Origin of the sequence: Phytohabitans aurantiacus, assembly GCF_027923225.1 — a bacterium.
Classification (GTDB): domain Bacteria; phylum Actinomycetota; class Actinomycetes; order Mycobacteriales; family Micromonosporaceae; genus Phytohabitans; species Phytohabitans aurantiacus.
Map to the genome: position 1 here is coordinate 35,242 of NZ_BSDI01000078.1, position 15,619 is coordinate 50,860.

General features: G+C 71.8%; 12 protein-coding genes. 7 read left to right on the forward strand and 5 right to left on the reverse strand.

The genetic code is table 11. From position 1 onward, the window contains the following. The first annotated feature begins 11 nt into the window (after positions 1 to 11). Positions 12 to 515, forward strand: coding sequence for an anthrone oxygenase family protein (locus QMG73_RS42300; RefSeq protein WP_281905245.1), 504 nt, complete (start codon positions 12 to 14; stop codon positions 513 to 515). An 11-nt stretch (positions 516 to 526) separates the two neighbouring features. Beyond that, complete coding sequence (locus tag QMG73_RS42305) at positions 527 to 1,117, forward strand: hypothetical protein (RefSeq protein ID WP_281905247.1); 591 nt, start codon at positions 527 to 529, stop codon at positions 1,115 to 1,117. Positions 1,118 to 1,487: 370 nt separating this feature from the next. Here QMG73_RS42305 and QMG73_RS42310 read toward each other — a convergent pair whose 3' ends face one another. Next, a complete protein-coding gene (locus QMG73_RS42310) occupies positions 1,488 to 2,816 on the reverse strand; it encodes a cellulose binding domain-containing protein (RefSeq protein WP_281905248.1) in 1,329 nt (442 codons plus the stop codon). A gap of 236 nt (positions 2,817 to 3,052) precedes the next feature. On the opposite strand from QMG73_RS42310, the gene QMG73_RS42315 reads away from it, so the two are divergent. Together QMG73_RS42315 and QMG73_RS42320 are read left to right on the forward strand one after the other, a co-directional pair. After that, on the forward strand, positions 3,053 to 3,481 hold the full coding sequence (locus QMG73_RS42315) for a hypothetical protein (RefSeq protein WP_281905249.1): 429 nt from the start codon (positions 3,053 to 3,055) through the stop codon (positions 3,479 to 3,481). A 71-nt stretch (positions 3,482 to 3,552) separates the two neighbouring features. Beyond that, positions 3,553 to 6,876: an AfsR/SARP family transcriptional regulator gene (locus tag QMG73_RS42320; RefSeq protein WP_281905251.1), complete on the forward strand. Its 3,324-nt coding sequence runs from the start codon at positions 3,553 to 3,555 to the stop codon at positions 6,874 to 6,876. A 332-nt stretch (positions 6,877 to 7,208) separates the two neighbouring features. Here the strand turns inward: QMG73_RS42320 and QMG73_RS42325 are convergent, their stop codons facing one another. Together QMG73_RS42325 and QMG73_RS42330 are read right to left on the reverse strand one after the other, a co-directional pair. Then, positions 7,209 to 8,597, reverse strand: a complete 1,389-nt coding sequence (locus QMG73_RS42325; protein ID WP_281905252.1) for a hypothetical protein — start codon at positions 8,595 to 8,597, stop codon at positions 7,209 to 7,211. Between the two features lie 74 nt (positions 8,598 to 8,671). Next, the gene (locus QMG73_RS42330) at positions 8,672 to 10,258 is read right to left on the reverse strand and encodes a pectate lyase family protein (protein ID WP_281905254.1); all 1,587 of its coding nucleotides are present in this window, start codon (positions 10,256 to 10,258) and stop codon (positions 8,672 to 8,674) included. Between the two features lie 262 nt (positions 10,259 to 10,520). On the opposite strand from QMG73_RS42330, the gene QMG73_RS42335 reads away from it, so the two are divergent. Next, complete coding sequence (locus QMG73_RS42335; RefSeq protein WP_281905257.1) at positions 10,521 to 10,928, forward strand: VOC family protein; 408 nt, start codon at positions 10,521 to 10,523, stop codon at positions 10,926 to 10,928. Positions 10,929 to 11,768: 840 nt separating this feature from the next. Next, complete coding sequence (gene lexA, locus QMG73_RS42340; RefSeq protein ID WP_281905260.1) at positions 11,769 to 12,437, forward strand: transcriptional repressor LexA; 669 nt, start codon at positions 11,769 to 11,771, stop codon at positions 12,435 to 12,437. Positions 12,438 to 12,654: 217 nt separating this feature from the next. Here the strand turns inward: lexA and prfH are convergent, their stop codons facing one another. Both prfH and QMG73_RS42350 read right to left on the reverse strand, forming a co-directional pair. Further along, positions 12,655 to 13,263 carry a peptide chain release factor H gene (prfH, locus tag QMG73_RS42345; RefSeq protein ID WP_281905261.1) on the reverse strand — a complete coding sequence of 203 codons (609 nt, stop codon included), beginning with the start codon at positions 13,261 to 13,263 and terminating at the stop codon, positions 12,655 to 12,657. Then, complete coding sequence (locus QMG73_RS42350; RefSeq protein WP_281905262.1) at positions 13,260 to 14,354, reverse strand: RNA ligase RtcB family protein; 1,095 nt, start codon at positions 14,352 to 14,354, stop codon at positions 13,260 to 13,262. The genes prfH and QMG73_RS42350 overlap by 4 nt, the downstream gene beginning before the upstream one ends. Positions 14,355 to 14,475: 121 nt before the next feature. Here QMG73_RS42350 and mmuM point away from each other — a divergent pair, with 121 nt between their 5' ends. After that, positions 14,476 to 15,381, forward strand: coding sequence for a homocysteine S-methyltransferase (mmuM, locus tag QMG73_RS42355; protein WP_281905264.1), 906 nt, complete (start codon positions 14,476 to 14,478; stop codon positions 15,379 to 15,381). The last annotated feature ends 238 nt before the right edge of the window (positions 15,382 to 15,619 follow it).

The following is a 15,619-nucleotide window of genomic DNA, read 5'->3' on the forward strand; positions in this document are numbered from 1 at the left end:
TTCCTGAAGGGATGTTGGTGTTTCGGGGTGTCACGCTGGTCCTGGCCACGCTGACGGTCGGCATCATGGCGGGGATCTTCCAGGTGTACGCGTACTCGATCATGCCCGGTCTGGGACGCACCGACGACCGCACCTTCGTCGGCGCCTTCCAGCAGGTCGACAAGGCGATCCTCAACCCGCTGTTCCTGCTGACGTTCATGGGCGCGTTCGTGTTCACTGCACTAGCCATGGCGCTCAGCTTCGGCAAGGACGGGCGGTCGGCGCTGCCGTGGCTCATCGTCGCGACGCTGCTCTACCTGCTGGTGTTGATCGTCACGTTCGCGGTCAACGTGCCGATGAACGACGCGCTGCGAGCGGCCGGCGCACCGGACACGATCAGCGACCTGGCCGCCGTTCGCGAGCGGTTCGACGAGGCCAAGTGGGTGCGCTGGAACCTGGTGCGGGCGATCGCGTGCACCGGCGCGTTCGGCGCTCTGATCTGGTCCCTCGTCCAGCACGGCCGATCGACGGGCTAGGCTGCGCCCCTGTGACTCACGTGCTCGCCCGGTTGGCTGGATACGGAATGGTCCTGCTGCCGCATTGGCCGTACGCCTTCACCCGCGACCCGGACGGCAGCGTGCGCGCGACCCGATGGACCTCGGAAGGCGCCCTCGAAGCGGTGATCCAGCCCGGCTTCTACGACGCCGGTGGCGTGGTCGACGTCGCGGTCGGCCCCGAGCACCCCCACTGGGTGGTGGAGACGTCGCTGTTTCAGGTGCGATGGCCGCTCGGGTTCAGCGTCGCCTCGTCCCACGACCCCGAGGACCACACGCCGTTCTACCTGCGCGGGCCCGGCGAGGCGACAATCTATCCGCAGGGCCCGGTGCCCATGCAGACCGTCGCCGACCCGTACGCGCTGGTCGGCCCCGAGCAGGTCGTCGTCGACCGCCGTGCGCGCGACGGCGGCTCGGTCGTCGAACTGGCCTACGAGCACGACGGCACGCCCTGGTGGCAGGGGCACTGGGTAGTGCCATTCGGCACCGAGCGCTGCCTGGTCCTGACCGCCCAGTCCCAGCGCAGCCACGACGCCCAAACCCGCGCGGCAGCAGAAGAAGTAGCGACCAGCATCCGCACCTAAATCCCCGCGCCGCGCGCCCGCGCCGCGCGCTGCGCGCCCGCGCTCTCTGCCCGCCGATCAAGGGCAAATGCACGTGGTTTGATCGCTTTTCCGCGTGCGTTCGCCCTTGATCGATGCGAATGCCCTTGATCGGCGCCGTTGCGTTCGGCGATCAAGCAGCCACAGCTCGCCAGAATCAGGGCTTTCGAGCTACCGCGACGCTCGTCGCGGTCCAAACCGTCGCTCCCGCGGCCTCGCCCTGTGTGTCCCCACGACCAACCCCGAGGTGTCGACCGTGGATCGCGGACGGTGAGGCCGCGGGAGCAACGCGCATGGACCACGACGGACGCCGCGGTAGCCCAATGCTCGATCTTGATGGGGCCGTGGCCCGCTATCTGGTGGCGCAGGTCGCCGTGGGTGAGGTGGGAGCGCCGGTCGCGCTTCCGGTCAGGCCGAAGGTCGCGGTGGCGCCGGCACCGAGAGCGCCGTTCCAGCTGGCGTTCGTGACGGTGACGGTACCGCTGGCGACCGTGAAGCTGCCGTTCCAGAGCTGGGTGACGGACTGGCCGGCGGGCAGCGCCCAGGTCACCTGCCACCCGGCGATCGGGGCGGTGCCGGTGTTACGCACGGTCACCTGTGCCTGGTACCCACCCTGCCACTGCCCGGTGATGGCGTAAGTGGCCGCGCACCCGGCGCTCGGCGGCGGTGTCGTTGCCGGTGGTGTGGTGGCGGGCGGCGTGGTCGCGGGCGGTGTCGTCGGGTTCCCACCGCCCGACGTCGTGTAGCTGACGCTGGTGTACGCCGCGCCGCACTGGCTGCCGCAGGCCGCCGGGAGGGTGAACGAGTACACCCGGCCGCCGTTGATGAGCTGGTCGGACACGTCGCGCACCCGGATCTGGAACTGCGTGCCGCCCGACGCGGTGCCGCCGATGATGTACGACTGGCCCATGTCGCTGTTCATCTGCGCGGCCCGCCACACACCGTCGGCGAGGTACTCGACGCCGTGGATGCCGTTGGCCAGGTGCGATACCGAGATGGCCGGCCACCACCGCTGCGCGCCCTGCAGGAAGCCGATCCGGATGTCGCCGGAGTAGCTGGGGGCTGGCACGAACTTCCAGCTCATCCGGCGGTTGTTGAAGTTGTTGGGCAGCAGGCTGCCGACCGGCGCCCCGTTACGCGTGAACCGGCTGAGCGACGGCTTCGACAGGTCCAGGTGGTACGGGTCGTCGCGGCACCACGCGTTGGCGTCGCCGCAGCTGTCGGCCACCACCATGGTGAGCGTCGCGCCGTTGTACGCGTCGGCCACCCAGGAGCCGTTACGGCAGAACGCCTGGCCGGGCGCCCCGTCGTTGACGCCGGTGCAGAAGTCGCCCACCGACACCTCGACGTACCGGCCACAGTTGAGCCCGTTGTTCCAGATGCCCATCTTGTCGGCCTGGGCGGGCGAGATCGGGCGGGGATAGAACGCGTAGTCACCGGGTGTGTCGTACACGTTGAGTGCGACGAAGTCCTGGCTGTCCAGCTCCGACTGGGGTAGCCCGCATCCGCCGTACGGCGAGCCGAGCCCGTCGAAGTAGGTCGTGTTGCCGGTGACCGGGGTGACCGGCTCGGGCACCGTCGCATGTGCCGCGACGAGGGGTAGCGCCGCCGCCACGGCCGCCAGTGCGGCGGCGCCGGCGAGCCACACCCGCAGGCGGGCGCGGGAGGACGAACTGTGCATCAAGGTCCTTTCCAGGGCGTGCGGAAGTGGTGCGTCATCTAAGGCCCTGGATTTCCCGCTACCGCACATCCTACGATGCCGGGCGGCTTCCGGTCGTGCTGACCGATTGGCGACAGCCCGCGGCAGCCGAGGCCCGGTACCGTACCCCCGTTGACCTGCGCCGTTCCCATTTCGGCGGGTGGCTGGCCGGTGCTTTCTCGGCCGGCGGGCAAGGGGCACGAGGGCGGGAGGCCGGTGTGCGGGTACGTGGGGTGCGGTCGGCGGTGGCTATGGTGGCCACGGCCGTGCTGCTCGCGACCGGCTGCGGCGCGGGCGACGACAAGCCCGACCAGTGGGTATCGCCCGACCCGACCCGCACGAGCGTGCCACCGGGTCGCGAGGGCGTCGCCGGCATCCCGCCGCAGCCCGATCAGGCCACGGCCCGCAAGTACGCGGACGCGCTGGACAAAATCGACCGCGACGTCGTGAACGGTGATGTGGAGCAGGCGGTCGACCGCGGCCGAGCCCTCTGCGTGACGGTGCAGCGCGCTCCCGAAGACGAGGACGCGCTGGTCAAGGAGACGGTGGCGACGTTCACGTCCCAGCGGCACCCGAAGGGCTTCGGCACCGCGAAGTCGAAGCGCATCCTGACGGCGGTCCGCAAGTACCTCTGCCCGGACTACTGACCCGCACTCCGGACGGGCGGGCGTATTACTCTCGACGCGGGCGTCTGGAGGCGCCAGTTCGCGAGGTGGCGATGAGCGAGGTCGAGTTCCGCGTGCTCGGCCCGGTCGGCGTGTGGACGGGCGGCCGGCGGCTCGGTCCGGCGACCGCGCAACAGCGCACCGTACTGGCGTTGTTGCTGCTCAACCTGGACAGTGTCGTGCCGGTCGAGAAGATTTCGACGGCGCTGTGGTCGGGTTCGCCACCCGCGTCGGCGCGCAACGCGATACAGGGGTACGTCGCGCGGTTGCGGCGGGTACTGGCCGGTGCCGGTGGAGTCGCCGAGGTCGTCACCTCCGGCCCTGGGTACCAGCTGTCGGTCGACCGGTCCGTGGTCGACCTGTACCGGTTCCGTGACCTGGTGGCGAAGGCGCGTGGTGGCGACGCGGCCAGCGGCGAGTGGCTGCGGGAGGCGCTCGGGCTGTGGCGCGGCCCGGCGTTCGCCGACGTCGCGGGGGAGTGGCTGCCCAGCGCGGTGGCCCCCGCCCTCGACGAGGAGCGCCTGGCGGCGGTAGAGCAGCACCTCGCCATCGACGTCGACCTCGGCCGGCACGCCGACGCCATCGCGCGGCTGTCGGGGGTGGTGGCCGAGCACCCGTTCCGCGAGCGGTCGGTCGTACTGTTGATGACCGCCCTGCACCACAGTGGACGCGGCGCGGAGGCCCTCGCCCTGTACCGCGACACCCGCCGGAGGCTGGTGGCCGAGGTCGGCATCGAGCCGGGCGAGGCGCTGACCCGCCTGCACCAGCGCCTGCTCGAAGCGAGCGCCGGCCGGCCCGCGAGGTCTGAGAAAGCGCCCGCGCGTTCCGAAAAAGCGGAACGGACAGAGGCCGCCAACAAAGTGCCCGCCGACAAGGCGTGGATCGTGCCGCACCAGTTGCCGGCCGACGTGGCCGGGTTCGTCGGTCGCGCCGACTCGCTGTCTTTCCTGGATGGTCTGCTGCCCGCCGAACCCGCCTCGGGCGGGCCGGTCATCGCTGTCGTCGGCGGGCCACCCGGCGCCGGCAAGACCACGCTCGCCGTGCGGTGGGCGCACCGGGTCAGCGACCGCTTCCCCGATGGGCAGCTCTTCGTCGACATGCGCGGCTTCCACACCGGCCCGCGCATGACGGCCACCGAGGCGCTACCGCTGCTGCTCGTGGCGCTGGGCGTCGCCGCCGACCGCATCCCGATGGGCGTCGACGCGCAGGCCGCCCTGTACCGCTCGGTGCTCGCCGGTCGCCGCGTGCTGCTCGTACTCGACAACGTCGCCGACCCCGACCAGGTGCGGCCGCTGGTGCCCGGCGGGCCCGGCTGCCTGGTACTGGTCACCAGCCGCGACCGGTTGAGCGGCCTCGTGGCGGTCGACGGCGCGCAGCGCGTCACGCTCGACGTACTGTCCACATCGGACGCCATGGACGTGCTGGCCCGGGCGGCCGGGCGGCGCAAGCTGGGCGGTGACTGCGCGGCCGTCGCCGAGCTGGCCGAGCTGTGCGGCCGGCTGCCGCTGGCGCTGCGGATCGCCGGGGCGCGGCTGGCGGACCAGGCACACCTGGGCGTGCGCTGGCACGTCGACGAGCTCGCCGCCCGTGGCCGGATGGCGCGGCTGCGGGTCGAGGGCGACGACAGCGCCACGATCCGGAGCGCCTTCGACCTGTCGTACCAGGCGCTGCCCGCCGCCGCGGCCCGGATGTTCCGGCTGCTCGGCCTGGCGCCGGCGCCGGGCGGCCTGACCAGCTCCGCGCTGGGTGCGCTGGCCGGCGTGCCGCCGGCCGACGTCGAGCCGCTCGCCGACGCGCTCGCCCAGCTACACCTGGTCAAGGTCTCCGAAGACGGCAGGCTGGTCAGCCACGACCTGCTGCAGGAGTACGCCGCGCAGCTCGCCGCCGAGCACGACCCGCCCGGCGAGCGGGAGGCCGCGGCGACCCGGCTGCTCCACTTCTACCTGCACTCCGCCGACCGGGCCGCGGTCGCGCTCAACGGCGTGTCCCGGCTGCGCGTACCCCGCGATCCGGCGCCAGACGGGCTGCCGCTGGCCGAGTTCGCCGACCTGGTGGCCGCGCGCGACTGGGTGGCCACCGAGTGGCCGAACCTGGTCAGCGCGCTCGGCATCGCCGCCTCCACCGGTCGTGACCGGCTGGCGTGGCAGCTGGCCTGCGCGATGCACTCGGTCATGCGGCTGCGGGCGCCGCTGGCACAGTGGCTGTCGGTGGCGGAGACCGGGCTGGCCGCCGCGCGCCGGGCCGGCGACCCGCTGGGCGAGGCGACGATGCGGCTCAGCCTCGGCTTCCTGCACTGGCGCACGGCCGAGTTCGAAAAGGCGGCCACCGAGTACGGTGCCGCGGCCACCCTGGCGCACCGGGCCGGCTGGCGCCGGGGGCGGTCGGCGGCGCTGTGCAGCACCGCGATCGCGTACGCGGGGCTGGGGCGGACCCGGCCGGCGATCCGGCGGTTCGAGCAGGCGCTCGCCATCGACCGGGAGATCGGCGACGAGACGGGTGAGTCGGCCACGCTGACCAACCTCGCCGCCGCGTACGAGGAGGTCGGCGACCTGAGCCACGCCGCGCGGCTGGGCGAGCTCGCGCTGCCGCTGCTGCGCCGCACCGGCCAGCACCAGGGCGCGGCGGTCGCGAGCGACAACCTGGCGACGGTACATCGGGAGCAGGGGCGCCTTGCCGAGGCGCGCGCCACCGCGGAGAAGTCGGTGGCGATCTGCCGCACCATCGGCGCCCAGCACGAAGAGGCGTCCGCGCTGATCACGCTGGGCCTCGTGCACCGCGACGCCGGCCGGTACGGCGAGGCGGCCTGCGCCCTGACCTCGGCACTCGACATCGCGCAGCGGCTGTCGGACAGCCGGCTGGAGATGTTCGCGCAGACGGGCCTCGCCGCCGTCGAACTGCGCCAGGGCATCGCCGACGGTGCCGCCAAGCGGCTCGGCGTCGCCATCGACATCGCCCGGCGCACCGGCCACCGCCGGGGTGAGACCGAGGCGCTGATCGCCCAGTCCACGGTCGACGTGGCGCGCGGCGCCCACGACGACGGGCACCGGCACGCCACGGAGGCCCTGCACCTGGCGCGCACGTCCGGGTTCGCGCTGGCGGCGGCGCACGCCGAGGCCCGGCTGGCCGCCGCGGCCCTCGGCCTCGGCGACGCCGCCGGGGCGGTCGAGCACTGCCGCCGGGCGCTCGCCACGCAGCGGCGTGCCGGGCAGCGGCTCGCTCAGGGGCGTACCCTCGTGACCATGGGTCACGCCTGGCACCTGTTGGGCAACACCCAGATGGCACGGCACCGGTGGCAGCAGGCGCACGCGCTGTTCACCGAGGTCGGTGCGGCCGAGCGAGACGAGACGGCGGCGCTGATCACCTCGGTCTGCCAATGATGATCATCGTTTCAGTGCGTTTTCAGTGCCCGATCAGCGCTCAGCGGTAGCGTCCTCCGCGCAGGAGCTCGACCGGACACGGCGGTCACCCCACCGCAGCGGTCCGCACCGGAGCTCCCGCGAGAAGCGGCGCCCGCCGGTGACACCGGTCGGGGTCCGCTTGCGGCCGGTCAGTCCCCCTGACCGGGCGTGCGGCCTTTCGGGCGCCTTTTGTGGCTCGGAGTCCGGCGGTGGCCATGCCGTCCGCCAATCGGCCTACCCGTACCGGGCCGAGGCAGCGGACGGACAGAGAAGCCCCCCAACGGCGTGACCGCCGGACTCCGGGTCGCGGCCTACCCGACGTAGGCGTCGACGTACTTTCTCAGCGCCGCCTCGATCTGCGAACCGAACGGCACGCTCACCTGCTTCTTGTCGTCGGTCTCGGTGCCGAGGATGGCACTGCGGCAGTAGGTGTCTTCGCCGTCGAGGCGCACCTGCCCCAGTACTCGGGCGGTGCGCGCCTCGCGGATCTCGAAGGTGTACCGGCCCAGCACCATGTCCTGCGAGACGTCTGGGGTGTTGATGCCGAGGTACTCGCACTTCTTGAGCACCCGGCCCGTGGTGCTGTTTCCGCAGGCCACTAACTGGATCTTCGTGACGTCTTCGGTGTACCAGGCGTCGGGTCCCCTGGCGTCTCCGGCCCCGTTCACGTAGATCGGGTGCGGGCCGGGGCCCTGGTAGGGCGGCGCACCCGGGAAGCCTCGGCCCAGGCAGGCGGCCGAGTACCCGTAGACGGTCTCGGGCACGCCAGGGGGCAGCGTGGGCGTCGGCGACACGGTGCTCTCGGGTGTCGCTGCTTGGGTGCCGACCGGCCGGGTGCTCTCCTCGTCGCCCGACGTGCCGACCACTGCCCAGGCGGCGCCCGGGAGCAGGGCGAGCGCCACGAGGCCCGCGAGCGAGGCCAGGGCTCGGCGGCGGCGCCGGCGGATCAGCTCGGCGTGTGTCTCGACCGCGTCCGGCATGATCACGGTCGCGGCCGGCCGGAGCCCGGCGATCACCCGGACGGCGACCGGGGCATCGGGCACGGCACCGCTGAACCAGGCGCGGGGCGCGCCGAACTCGCCGATGACGAGCCGGTCGCCGCCCACCAAGCGGACCGACCTGACCCGTTCCCAGGGCAGCGGCTCGCCCTCGGCGGCCTGTGTGATCGCGCCGGCGGTGACGGCCAGCGGCCCGAACACCAGCCGTTCGCCGTGGCCCGCCGCCGCGAGCTGGTGCGCCACGACGAGCGGCATGACCCGCTGGTCGATGGTCTCGAGCAGATCGGTGTGCGGTTCGAGGCCGTGCAGGGTGACCCGGGTGGGCTCGGCGGCACCGTCGAGACGCACCACGATGGCGCTGTCCTCCACGCGACCCAGCGCCCACTCCCACAGCACGACCCGCACCGGCTCGGCCTTGGTCGCATCGATGAAACCCCGCTCGTACGCCACGAGCCAGCGGCGGCCGTGCCGTGGCGGGGCGAGCAGCGCGTACGCGACCCCCGAGGCGATCGCCAACGGTGGCAGCAGGACGGTCGCAAACGGTACAGGCAAAAGGATCAGCGCGAACGGCAGGCCGATCGCGGCGCCCAGCCACCCTGCTTTGATCGGATTTGCGCGGCGGGTGCGCGCCGCACCCAGCCGCGCGCCGAGATCGTGCCTGGCCGCTTCCGCGGCGACTGTCTCAGGTGGACGGAGCAACACGGAAACCTCCCCGACCCATAGTACGAGCCGTCACGGTCCATCTCGGACCGTGACGGCTCGGGTGGGAGTCGGGGTCAGCCGCTCACCTTGCCGGTGCCGGCTCCGGCGCTGACGATCGCCTTGACGTTGCAGGCGGTGTCGAGCGTGTACGCGTACGGGATCGCGGCGACGCTGCCGCCGGTCTGGCCGCTGCCGCTGTTGACGAGGCAGTTGTTGCGGGCCACCAAGCGGCCGTTGGGGGAGTCACCTTCGGCGAGGTGGTACGGGTCTTCGACGTTTTCGAAGTAGTTGCCTTCGACCAGCACGCCCGAGTTCATGGTGGCGGCGACGCCGTAGTCGTCGTTGTTGAGGTAGTAGTTGTTGTAGACGTGCACCGGATCGCCGTACCGGACGCGCGGGTTGCGCTGGTCGGTGGCGTTGAACCAGTTGTGGTGGTAGCTCACCTTCAGGCGTCCGGAGTCCTGCGCGGAGTCCTCGTCGTCGCGGCCGAGCAGCATGTTCTTGTCCGAGTCGTGGCTGTGGTTCCACGACACGGTCACGTAGCTGGAGCCCCGCTTGATGTCGAGCGCCCCGTCGTTCTGGCCGGACAGGTCGTTGTGGTCGATCCAGACGTGGTGCGAGAACATCTGCACGTTGATGTTGTCGTCGGCCGAGCCGGTGATCCGCAGGTTGCGCAGGATCACGTTGTGCACGGCGTTGGCCGGCGGCGAGGTGATGCCGTCGTCGATCGGCAGCCCGACGTTGAGCCCGTACCCGCTGAAGCCGGAGCCGCTCCCGACGCCGATGACGGTCTTGTCCGAGCCGACGTCGGTCATCTTCGACAGGCTGATCATGCCGCTGACCCGGATGACGAACGGCTCCGGCCGAGTGGCGTAGCTGTTGAACGCGGCCTCGGTGCTGACCGTGACGGTCTGCCCGCCGGTGCCGCCGGTGGTGCCGTTCTGGCTCCAGGCGTTGACGCCGGCCCACCCGTCGGCCTGGTTCGGTCCGGGGTTGCCCGGCGGGCTCGTCGGCGGCGTGGACGGTGGCGTACTGGTTGTCGGCCCCGGTCCCGGCGTGTCCGACACGGCCACGTCGTCGAACGAGGCCGACCCGTAGAACGTGGCGACGCCGATGCCGCCGCTGGCGAACTGGGTGTCGGTGGCGGTGAGCGGGGCGCCCCCGTTGACGTTGCCGCTGATCGCGGTGCCGGCGACCGTCAACGACAGCGTGTACCAGGTGCCGGTGGAGACCGTGACACTCGTCGAGGCGAGGGTGGTGGAGGAGCCATTGACCAGCTTCTTGAGCTCGACGGTGTTGTTGGAGCGGAGGGCGAGGTAGTAGTAGCTGGTGTTCGACTGTGCGCGGGCGAGCACGGCGACGAACCGGTTGGAGCCGTTGAAGGCGATCGGCTTGGCGCGTGCGGTGACGGTGTAGTTGGTCCAGGACGCCGAGCCGGCGCGGGCGCGGGCGTCGGAGCTCGTGCCGCCCTGACGCAGCACGTTGGACCCGTCGGCGACCACCGACCAGGTGCCGCCGGAGGAGGTCCAGCCGGAGGAGTTGCCGTCCTGGAAGTCGTCGGAGAAGAGGGTCGCGGCGGACGCGCTGTTGACGCCCACGGCGATCAGCCCGACCGAGAGGGCGAGGGTGGCGCAGATTGCGGTGAGTGGCTTGATACGCATCGGTTGACAGGTCCCTTCGTGTGGGCAGGGCCTGTGTCGAAGTCATGGCAGACTGACCGCGAGCACGGGGTCGCGGGTGGGTGTGGGTCGCAGGGAAAGCGCTTTCCTCTGCTCATTGTTACCCGTTGTTGGCGGGCTGTCAATCGATGGCTGTCATGCTTTGTGGGGCTTTTGGAGCCACGATCGGGGGAATGCCGCCCTCGGCCGCTGGCACGCGCATAGGCTGCTCGGGAAGCGAACCTCAGGGATCAAGGAGGATCGGATGACCTCGCGACTGAACCCTTACCTCAACTTCCCCGGCAACGCCCGCGCCGCGATGGAGTTCTACCGCGACGTCCTCGGCGGCGACCTCAAAATCAACACCTTCGGCGAGTACGGCGGCGACGAGGCGATCAAGGACAACGTCATGCACGCCCAGTTGGAGACCTCGCGAGGCTTCACGCTGATGGCTTCCGACCTGCCACCCGGCATGGAACACCAGCCCGGCACCAACATCTCGATCAGCCTGAGCGGCCAAGACGGCGACGAGCTGCGCGGGTACTGGGAGAAGCTCGCCGCGGACGGCACGGTGACGATGCCGCTGGAGAAGCAGATGTGGGGCGACGAGTTCGGCATGTGCGTCGACAAGTTCGGCATAGCCTGGATGGTCGACATCGTCCCGCAGTCCTAACACCCTCCGCCTCCGGCAGGCCGCTGCACACGTTCCGCGCGCTTGGCGTCGCGCTGCGCCCGGTCCGCGCGCCCGGCGTCGCGCTGCGCACGCGCGCGCCCGGCGTCGCGCTGCGCCCGGTCCGCGCGCCCGGCGTTGCGCCGCGCCCGTCCCGCGCGCCGGGCGTCGCGCGCGCTCGGCGCGTCGCGCCCCCTCTCTTGCGCCGATCAAGGCCGAATGCACGTGGTTGGATCTCTTTTCTGCGCGCGTCCGCCCCCAGGCCAGCCGGGCACGGCGTGTCGCCACGCCGCTTCCGCCGATCAAGGCCGAATACACGTGGTTGGATCTCTTTCCGCGTGCATTCGCCCTTGATCCATGCAGATCTCCTTGATCGACGCCGGTGAGCTGGGCGCAGCGTCGGCTTGAGGTCCATCGCCGCGGTCGGTCGGGCGTCGCTTGCGCCGACCGACGCCCGGTTTGCCCGCTTCCGCGCCGCCGCCGTCCGGGCTGTGAACGTTTAGGGCTGCTCTGGCAGCCCTAAACGTTCACAGCACCTCGGTAGGACGGTGGTCGATCTTGATCGAAGTAGCGAAACCCGGTGACACGCCGGTCTTGCGGTGGGTTTGGGACTTTGACCAAGAAAGCGGCGGATCCCGCCCGCGACGAGCGAGGCCGGACGAGCGCGCCGTGTCCGATTCGCCGCGCCGCGCCGCGCCCCCCGCCCCGCGGGGAGCTCGCGCCTAGCGCGCAGCTCGCGCGCAGCGCGCAGCTCGCGCGCAGCGCGCAGACCGCGCCCAGCGCGGGGAGGCCGGGGAGCGCAGCGAGCGTCTTCGGCGTGCCGCTCCGCCTGCGGGGCACACGATGGGTGACGATCATCGGGTGGTACTGACCGAGGACTTCGACACGTCCACGCTGACCTCCCGGCAGCGGGGCATCCTGACCGTCATCCGGGACTGGATCGTCAGGTACGGCTACCCGCCATCCACTCGCGAGATCGGTGACGCGGTCGGGTTGGCGTCGACGTCTTCGGTCAGCAGGCACCTCAACGCGCTCGAGGATCTCGGCTTCCTGCGCCGTGGGCGTACGGTCACGCGGCCCGTCGATGTTCGCATGTTTCTGGAGGCGGGTGACGGCGAACGGGAGCGGACCGACCCGTCGACGGTGGGCGTACCGCTGGTGGGCTCGATCGCCGCCGGCGTGCCCATTCTCGCCGAGGAGACGACCGAGGAGACGCTCAACCTGCCGCGTGACCTGGTCGGCAAGGGCAACCTGTTCTGCCTGCGCGTACAGGGCGACTCGATGATCGACGCGGCCATCTGCGACCGTGACATCGTCGTCGTGCGCCAGCAGCACGAGGCGTACAACGGCGACATCGTGGCCGCGATGATCGACGACGAGGCGACCGTCAAGGTGTACCGCCGCCGCAACGGGCACGTGCTCCTCGAACCCCGCAACCCCGCCTACGACGTCATCGACGGCGACCGCGCCGTGATCCTCGGCCGGGTCGTCTCGGTGCTGCGCCGCATCTAGAGATTTTGAGCTACCGCGACGGCCGTCGTGGGCGAGACCGTAGCTCCCGCAGCCTCACCCGCCGCGGCTACACAACCACGGCGCCGCGACGAACGGCGGTAGGCTTCCGCGATCCGGGCGGGTGGGTTGTGTGGCCGCGAAGGGTGAGGCCGCGGGAGCAACGGGCATCGACCGCGGCGGCCGTCGCGGTAGCTCGGATTCTGGTTCTGGGTGGGGTCTAGGGGCGCTCGACGCGGGTGGGGTTGCCGCGGACGAGCTGGTCGTGGACGCGCCAGCGGGCGGTGGTGAGGGCGCGTGCCGCCAGGTCGTCGCCGTGTTCGATGCGCTCGCGCAGCAGTCGCACGGCGATCCGCCGGTTGAGCGTGAACTGCCGTTCGGTGTCGACCACGACCACCATCCCCGTCGGCCGGTGCGTCGCGCGGACGGCGGTGCTGGCCTTGTTGCGGTGCTGGCCGCCGGGGCCGCCGGTGCGGCAGGCGACGATCTCGACGTCTGCCTCCGCGAACGCCGTCCGCGACGCGTCGACCCGGCACGGCTCGGAGATGACGTACCAGTTCTTGCGGCCGGCGCTCGCACGGTACGGGCTGGGCGCCTGCCAGCACAGCGTGCCCGTCCAGGAGCCGGCGAACTCGGCGGCGCCGGCGCCGGAAATCCGGACCAGGGCCGACCGGTAGGTGCCCGGCTGGTCGCCGGCGACGGCCTCGACGCGGTGGGTCGCCAGGCCGCGCCGGGTGGCGTCGCCTTCCAGGCGCCGCAGCAGGTGAGCGAGGGCCCACGCGCATTCTCGCGGCCCGCGCCCCGCCGACATCAGCAGGTGTACCGTCATCGCCGCCCCCGCTTGGGATGGTCGGCCGTCTTGTACGTGACCAGCGGCACCGTCGTCGCGATCGGGGTGGCGAGACCGTGGTCGGTGAGGTCGGCGATCACCTGCTCGATGCGCTTGTACGCCGTCGGCGCCTCCTCGAACAGCAACTGCCGGTCGCCGCACACCACCAGCGACCCGACCGGCGTGCGGCGCAACTCCCCGACGGTGTGCTTGGCCCGGCCGCGGCGCAGGGCGTCGGAGCGTGACATCTTGCGGCCCGCGCCGTGCGCCACCGACAGGTTGGCCTCCGGCCCGGCGTGGGCGGCCACCAGGTACGAGCGGGTGCCCCGGGTGCCGGCGATCAGCACGTCGCGGCCGTCACCGGGGGCGGCGCCCTTGCGGTGCAGGTAGACGCCGTCGCGGACCTCGACGAGGTTGTGGCACACGTCGACGATCGGCTCGGTGGGCTCGGCGCCGAGGGCGTGCGCGACCCGGGCGGCCATGAGGCGCCGGTTGAGCGATCCCCAGCGTACGGCGGCGTCGTGGGCCGCCAGGTAGCCGGCCGGATCGGGAGTGGGGCCCGCGCCGTGCGCCTCGGTGTGCGCCCGCAGGATCCGTTCGCCGAGCCCTCGCGATCCACTGTGGACGATGAGGACGAGGTCGCCGGCGTCCAGCGCGAGCCGGCTGGCGTGACCCGGTTCGAAGACGGTGTCGACCCGGGCCAGCTCGACGAAGTGGTTGCCGCGGCCGACAGTACCCAGGCCCTCGCTGAACCCGGCGGGAACCTCGCCGTCGGCCACGGCCCAAGCCGGGTCGGACGCTTCGATCGGGTGGTCGAGGTCCGGGAATCGGGCGGCGAGCTTCTCGGGTACGGCCCGCTTGAGCCTGATCGGGTACACGGCGATGCCGCAGCCGATGTCGGAGCCGACGAGGAACGGGTACAGGACGGTGGAGGTCATCGCGGCGCCAATGGGCGCACCCTTGCCGGGGTGCAGGTCGGGCATGCCGGCGACGTGGAGCATGCCGTCGAAGGCGGCCACCTGGTGGCACTGCGCGACGGCGTCGGACTCGATCCAGCTGGACGGTGAAGCGAAGACGGTGACGGTGGCCATCGAACTTTCCCTGGAGAATGGGCGTGGAATGGGCGGGCTTCCGTCAGTACGTCATGGTCATCACGATCCCGGACCCGCCCCGGACGCGGCAACCGGTTTTCCCGCGTGACAGAGTCGTGGTGTGTTCAGCGATCGCGTGCTCGTACTGGACGGCGGGCTCTCCAACCAGCTCACCGCCCAGGGCCACGACCTGTCCGACGAGCTGTGGTCGGCCCGTCTGCTGCGCGACGACCCGGAGGCGATCGTCGAGGCGCACCTCGCGTACTTCCTGGCGGGCGCGAGCGTGGCGATCACGTCCAGCTACCAGGCGACGTTCGAGGGGTTCGCGAAGCACGGCATCGACCGCGACGAGACCGCCCGGCTGCTGCGCCGCAGTGTCGCGCTCGGCCGCGAGGCGGTCGAACGAGCGCGGGCGCGCGGGATCGACCGGCCGCTGTGGGTGGCGGCGTCGGTCGGACCGTACGGCGCGATGCTGGCCGATGGCTCGGAGTACCGCGGGCGGTACGGGCTGGGCGTGGACGCGTTGGAGGCGTTTCACCGGCCCCGGATGGAGGTGCTCGCCGAGGCGGGGCCCGATCTGCTGGCGGTCGAGACGATCCCCGACGTCGACGAGGCCCGGGCGCTGGTGCGGATCATCGGAGACCTGGGTGTGCCGGCGTGGCTGACGTACAGCGTCGGCAGCGATCGGACGCGGGCCGGACAGCCGCTGGACGAGGCGTTCGCGCTGGCGGCGGACGTGCCGGCGATCGTCGGCGTGGGGGTGAACTGCTGCCTGCCCGAGGATGTCGAAGCCGCCGTCGGGGCGGCTTCGCGTGCGGCGGGCAAGCCCGTCGTGGTGTACCCGAACAGCGGCGAGTCCTGGGACGCTTCGGCCCGGGCGTGGCGGGGGCGGTCCACGTTCGACCCCGAGCGCGTGTCGGCGTGGCGCGCGGCGGGCGCCCGGCTGATCGGCGGCTGCTGCCGCGTAGGCCCCGACCAGATCACCCAACTCGCGGCGGCACTGGAGGACGCGGACCGCGACGCCTAGTGCCGCCGCTCGCCCGGCACGGCGTGTCGCCCCGCCTGCGCGTGCGCGCAGCCACGCCCTGCGCGTGCGCGCAGCCACGCCCTGCGCGTGCGCGCAGCCACGCCCTGCGCGTGCGCGTCGATCAAGGGCAAACGCACGTGGTTGGATCTGGCGGTTTCAGGGGGTCAGTGCAACGAGGTGCTGGTTGAGCTTCTGGGCTGGAGTATGCCAGTTCAGGGTTTGTCGTGGCCGTCGGTTG

What these genes read in the sequence shown, in the direction of transcription:
- QMG73_RS42300 (WP_281905245.1), top strand. Translation starts at nt 12, where the DNA reads ATGTTGGTGTTTCGGGGTGTCACGCTGGTCCTGGCCACGCTGACGGTC.
- QMG73_RS42310 (WP_281905248.1), bottom strand. Translation starts at nt 2,816, where the DNA reads ATGCACAGTTCGTCCTCCCGCGCCCGCCTGCGGGTGTGGCTCGCCGGC.
- QMG73_RS42320 (WP_281905251.1), top strand. Translation starts at nt 3,553, where the DNA reads ATGAGCGAGGTCGAGTTCCGCGTGCTCGGCCCGGTCGGCGTGTGGACG.
- QMG73_RS42330 (WP_281905254.1), bottom strand. Translation starts at nt 10,258, where the DNA reads ATGCGTATCAAGCCACTCACCGCAATCTGCGCCACCCTCGCCCTCTCG.
- QMG73_RS42335 (WP_281905257.1), top strand. Translation starts at nt 10,521, where the DNA reads ATGACCTCGCGACTGAACCCTTACCTCAACTTCCCCGGCAACGCCCGC.
- lexA (WP_281905260.1), top strand. Translation starts at nt 11,769, where the DNA reads ATGGGTGACGATCATCGGGTGGTACTGACCGAGGACTTCGACACGTCC.
- prfH (WP_281905261.1), bottom strand. Translation starts at nt 13,263, where the DNA reads ATGACGGTACACCTGCTGATGTCGGCGGGGCGCGGGCCGCGAGAATGC.
- QMG73_RS42350 (WP_281905262.1), bottom strand. Translation starts at nt 14,354, where the DNA reads ATGGCCACCGTCACCGTCTTCGCTTCACCGTCCAGCTGGATCGAGTCC.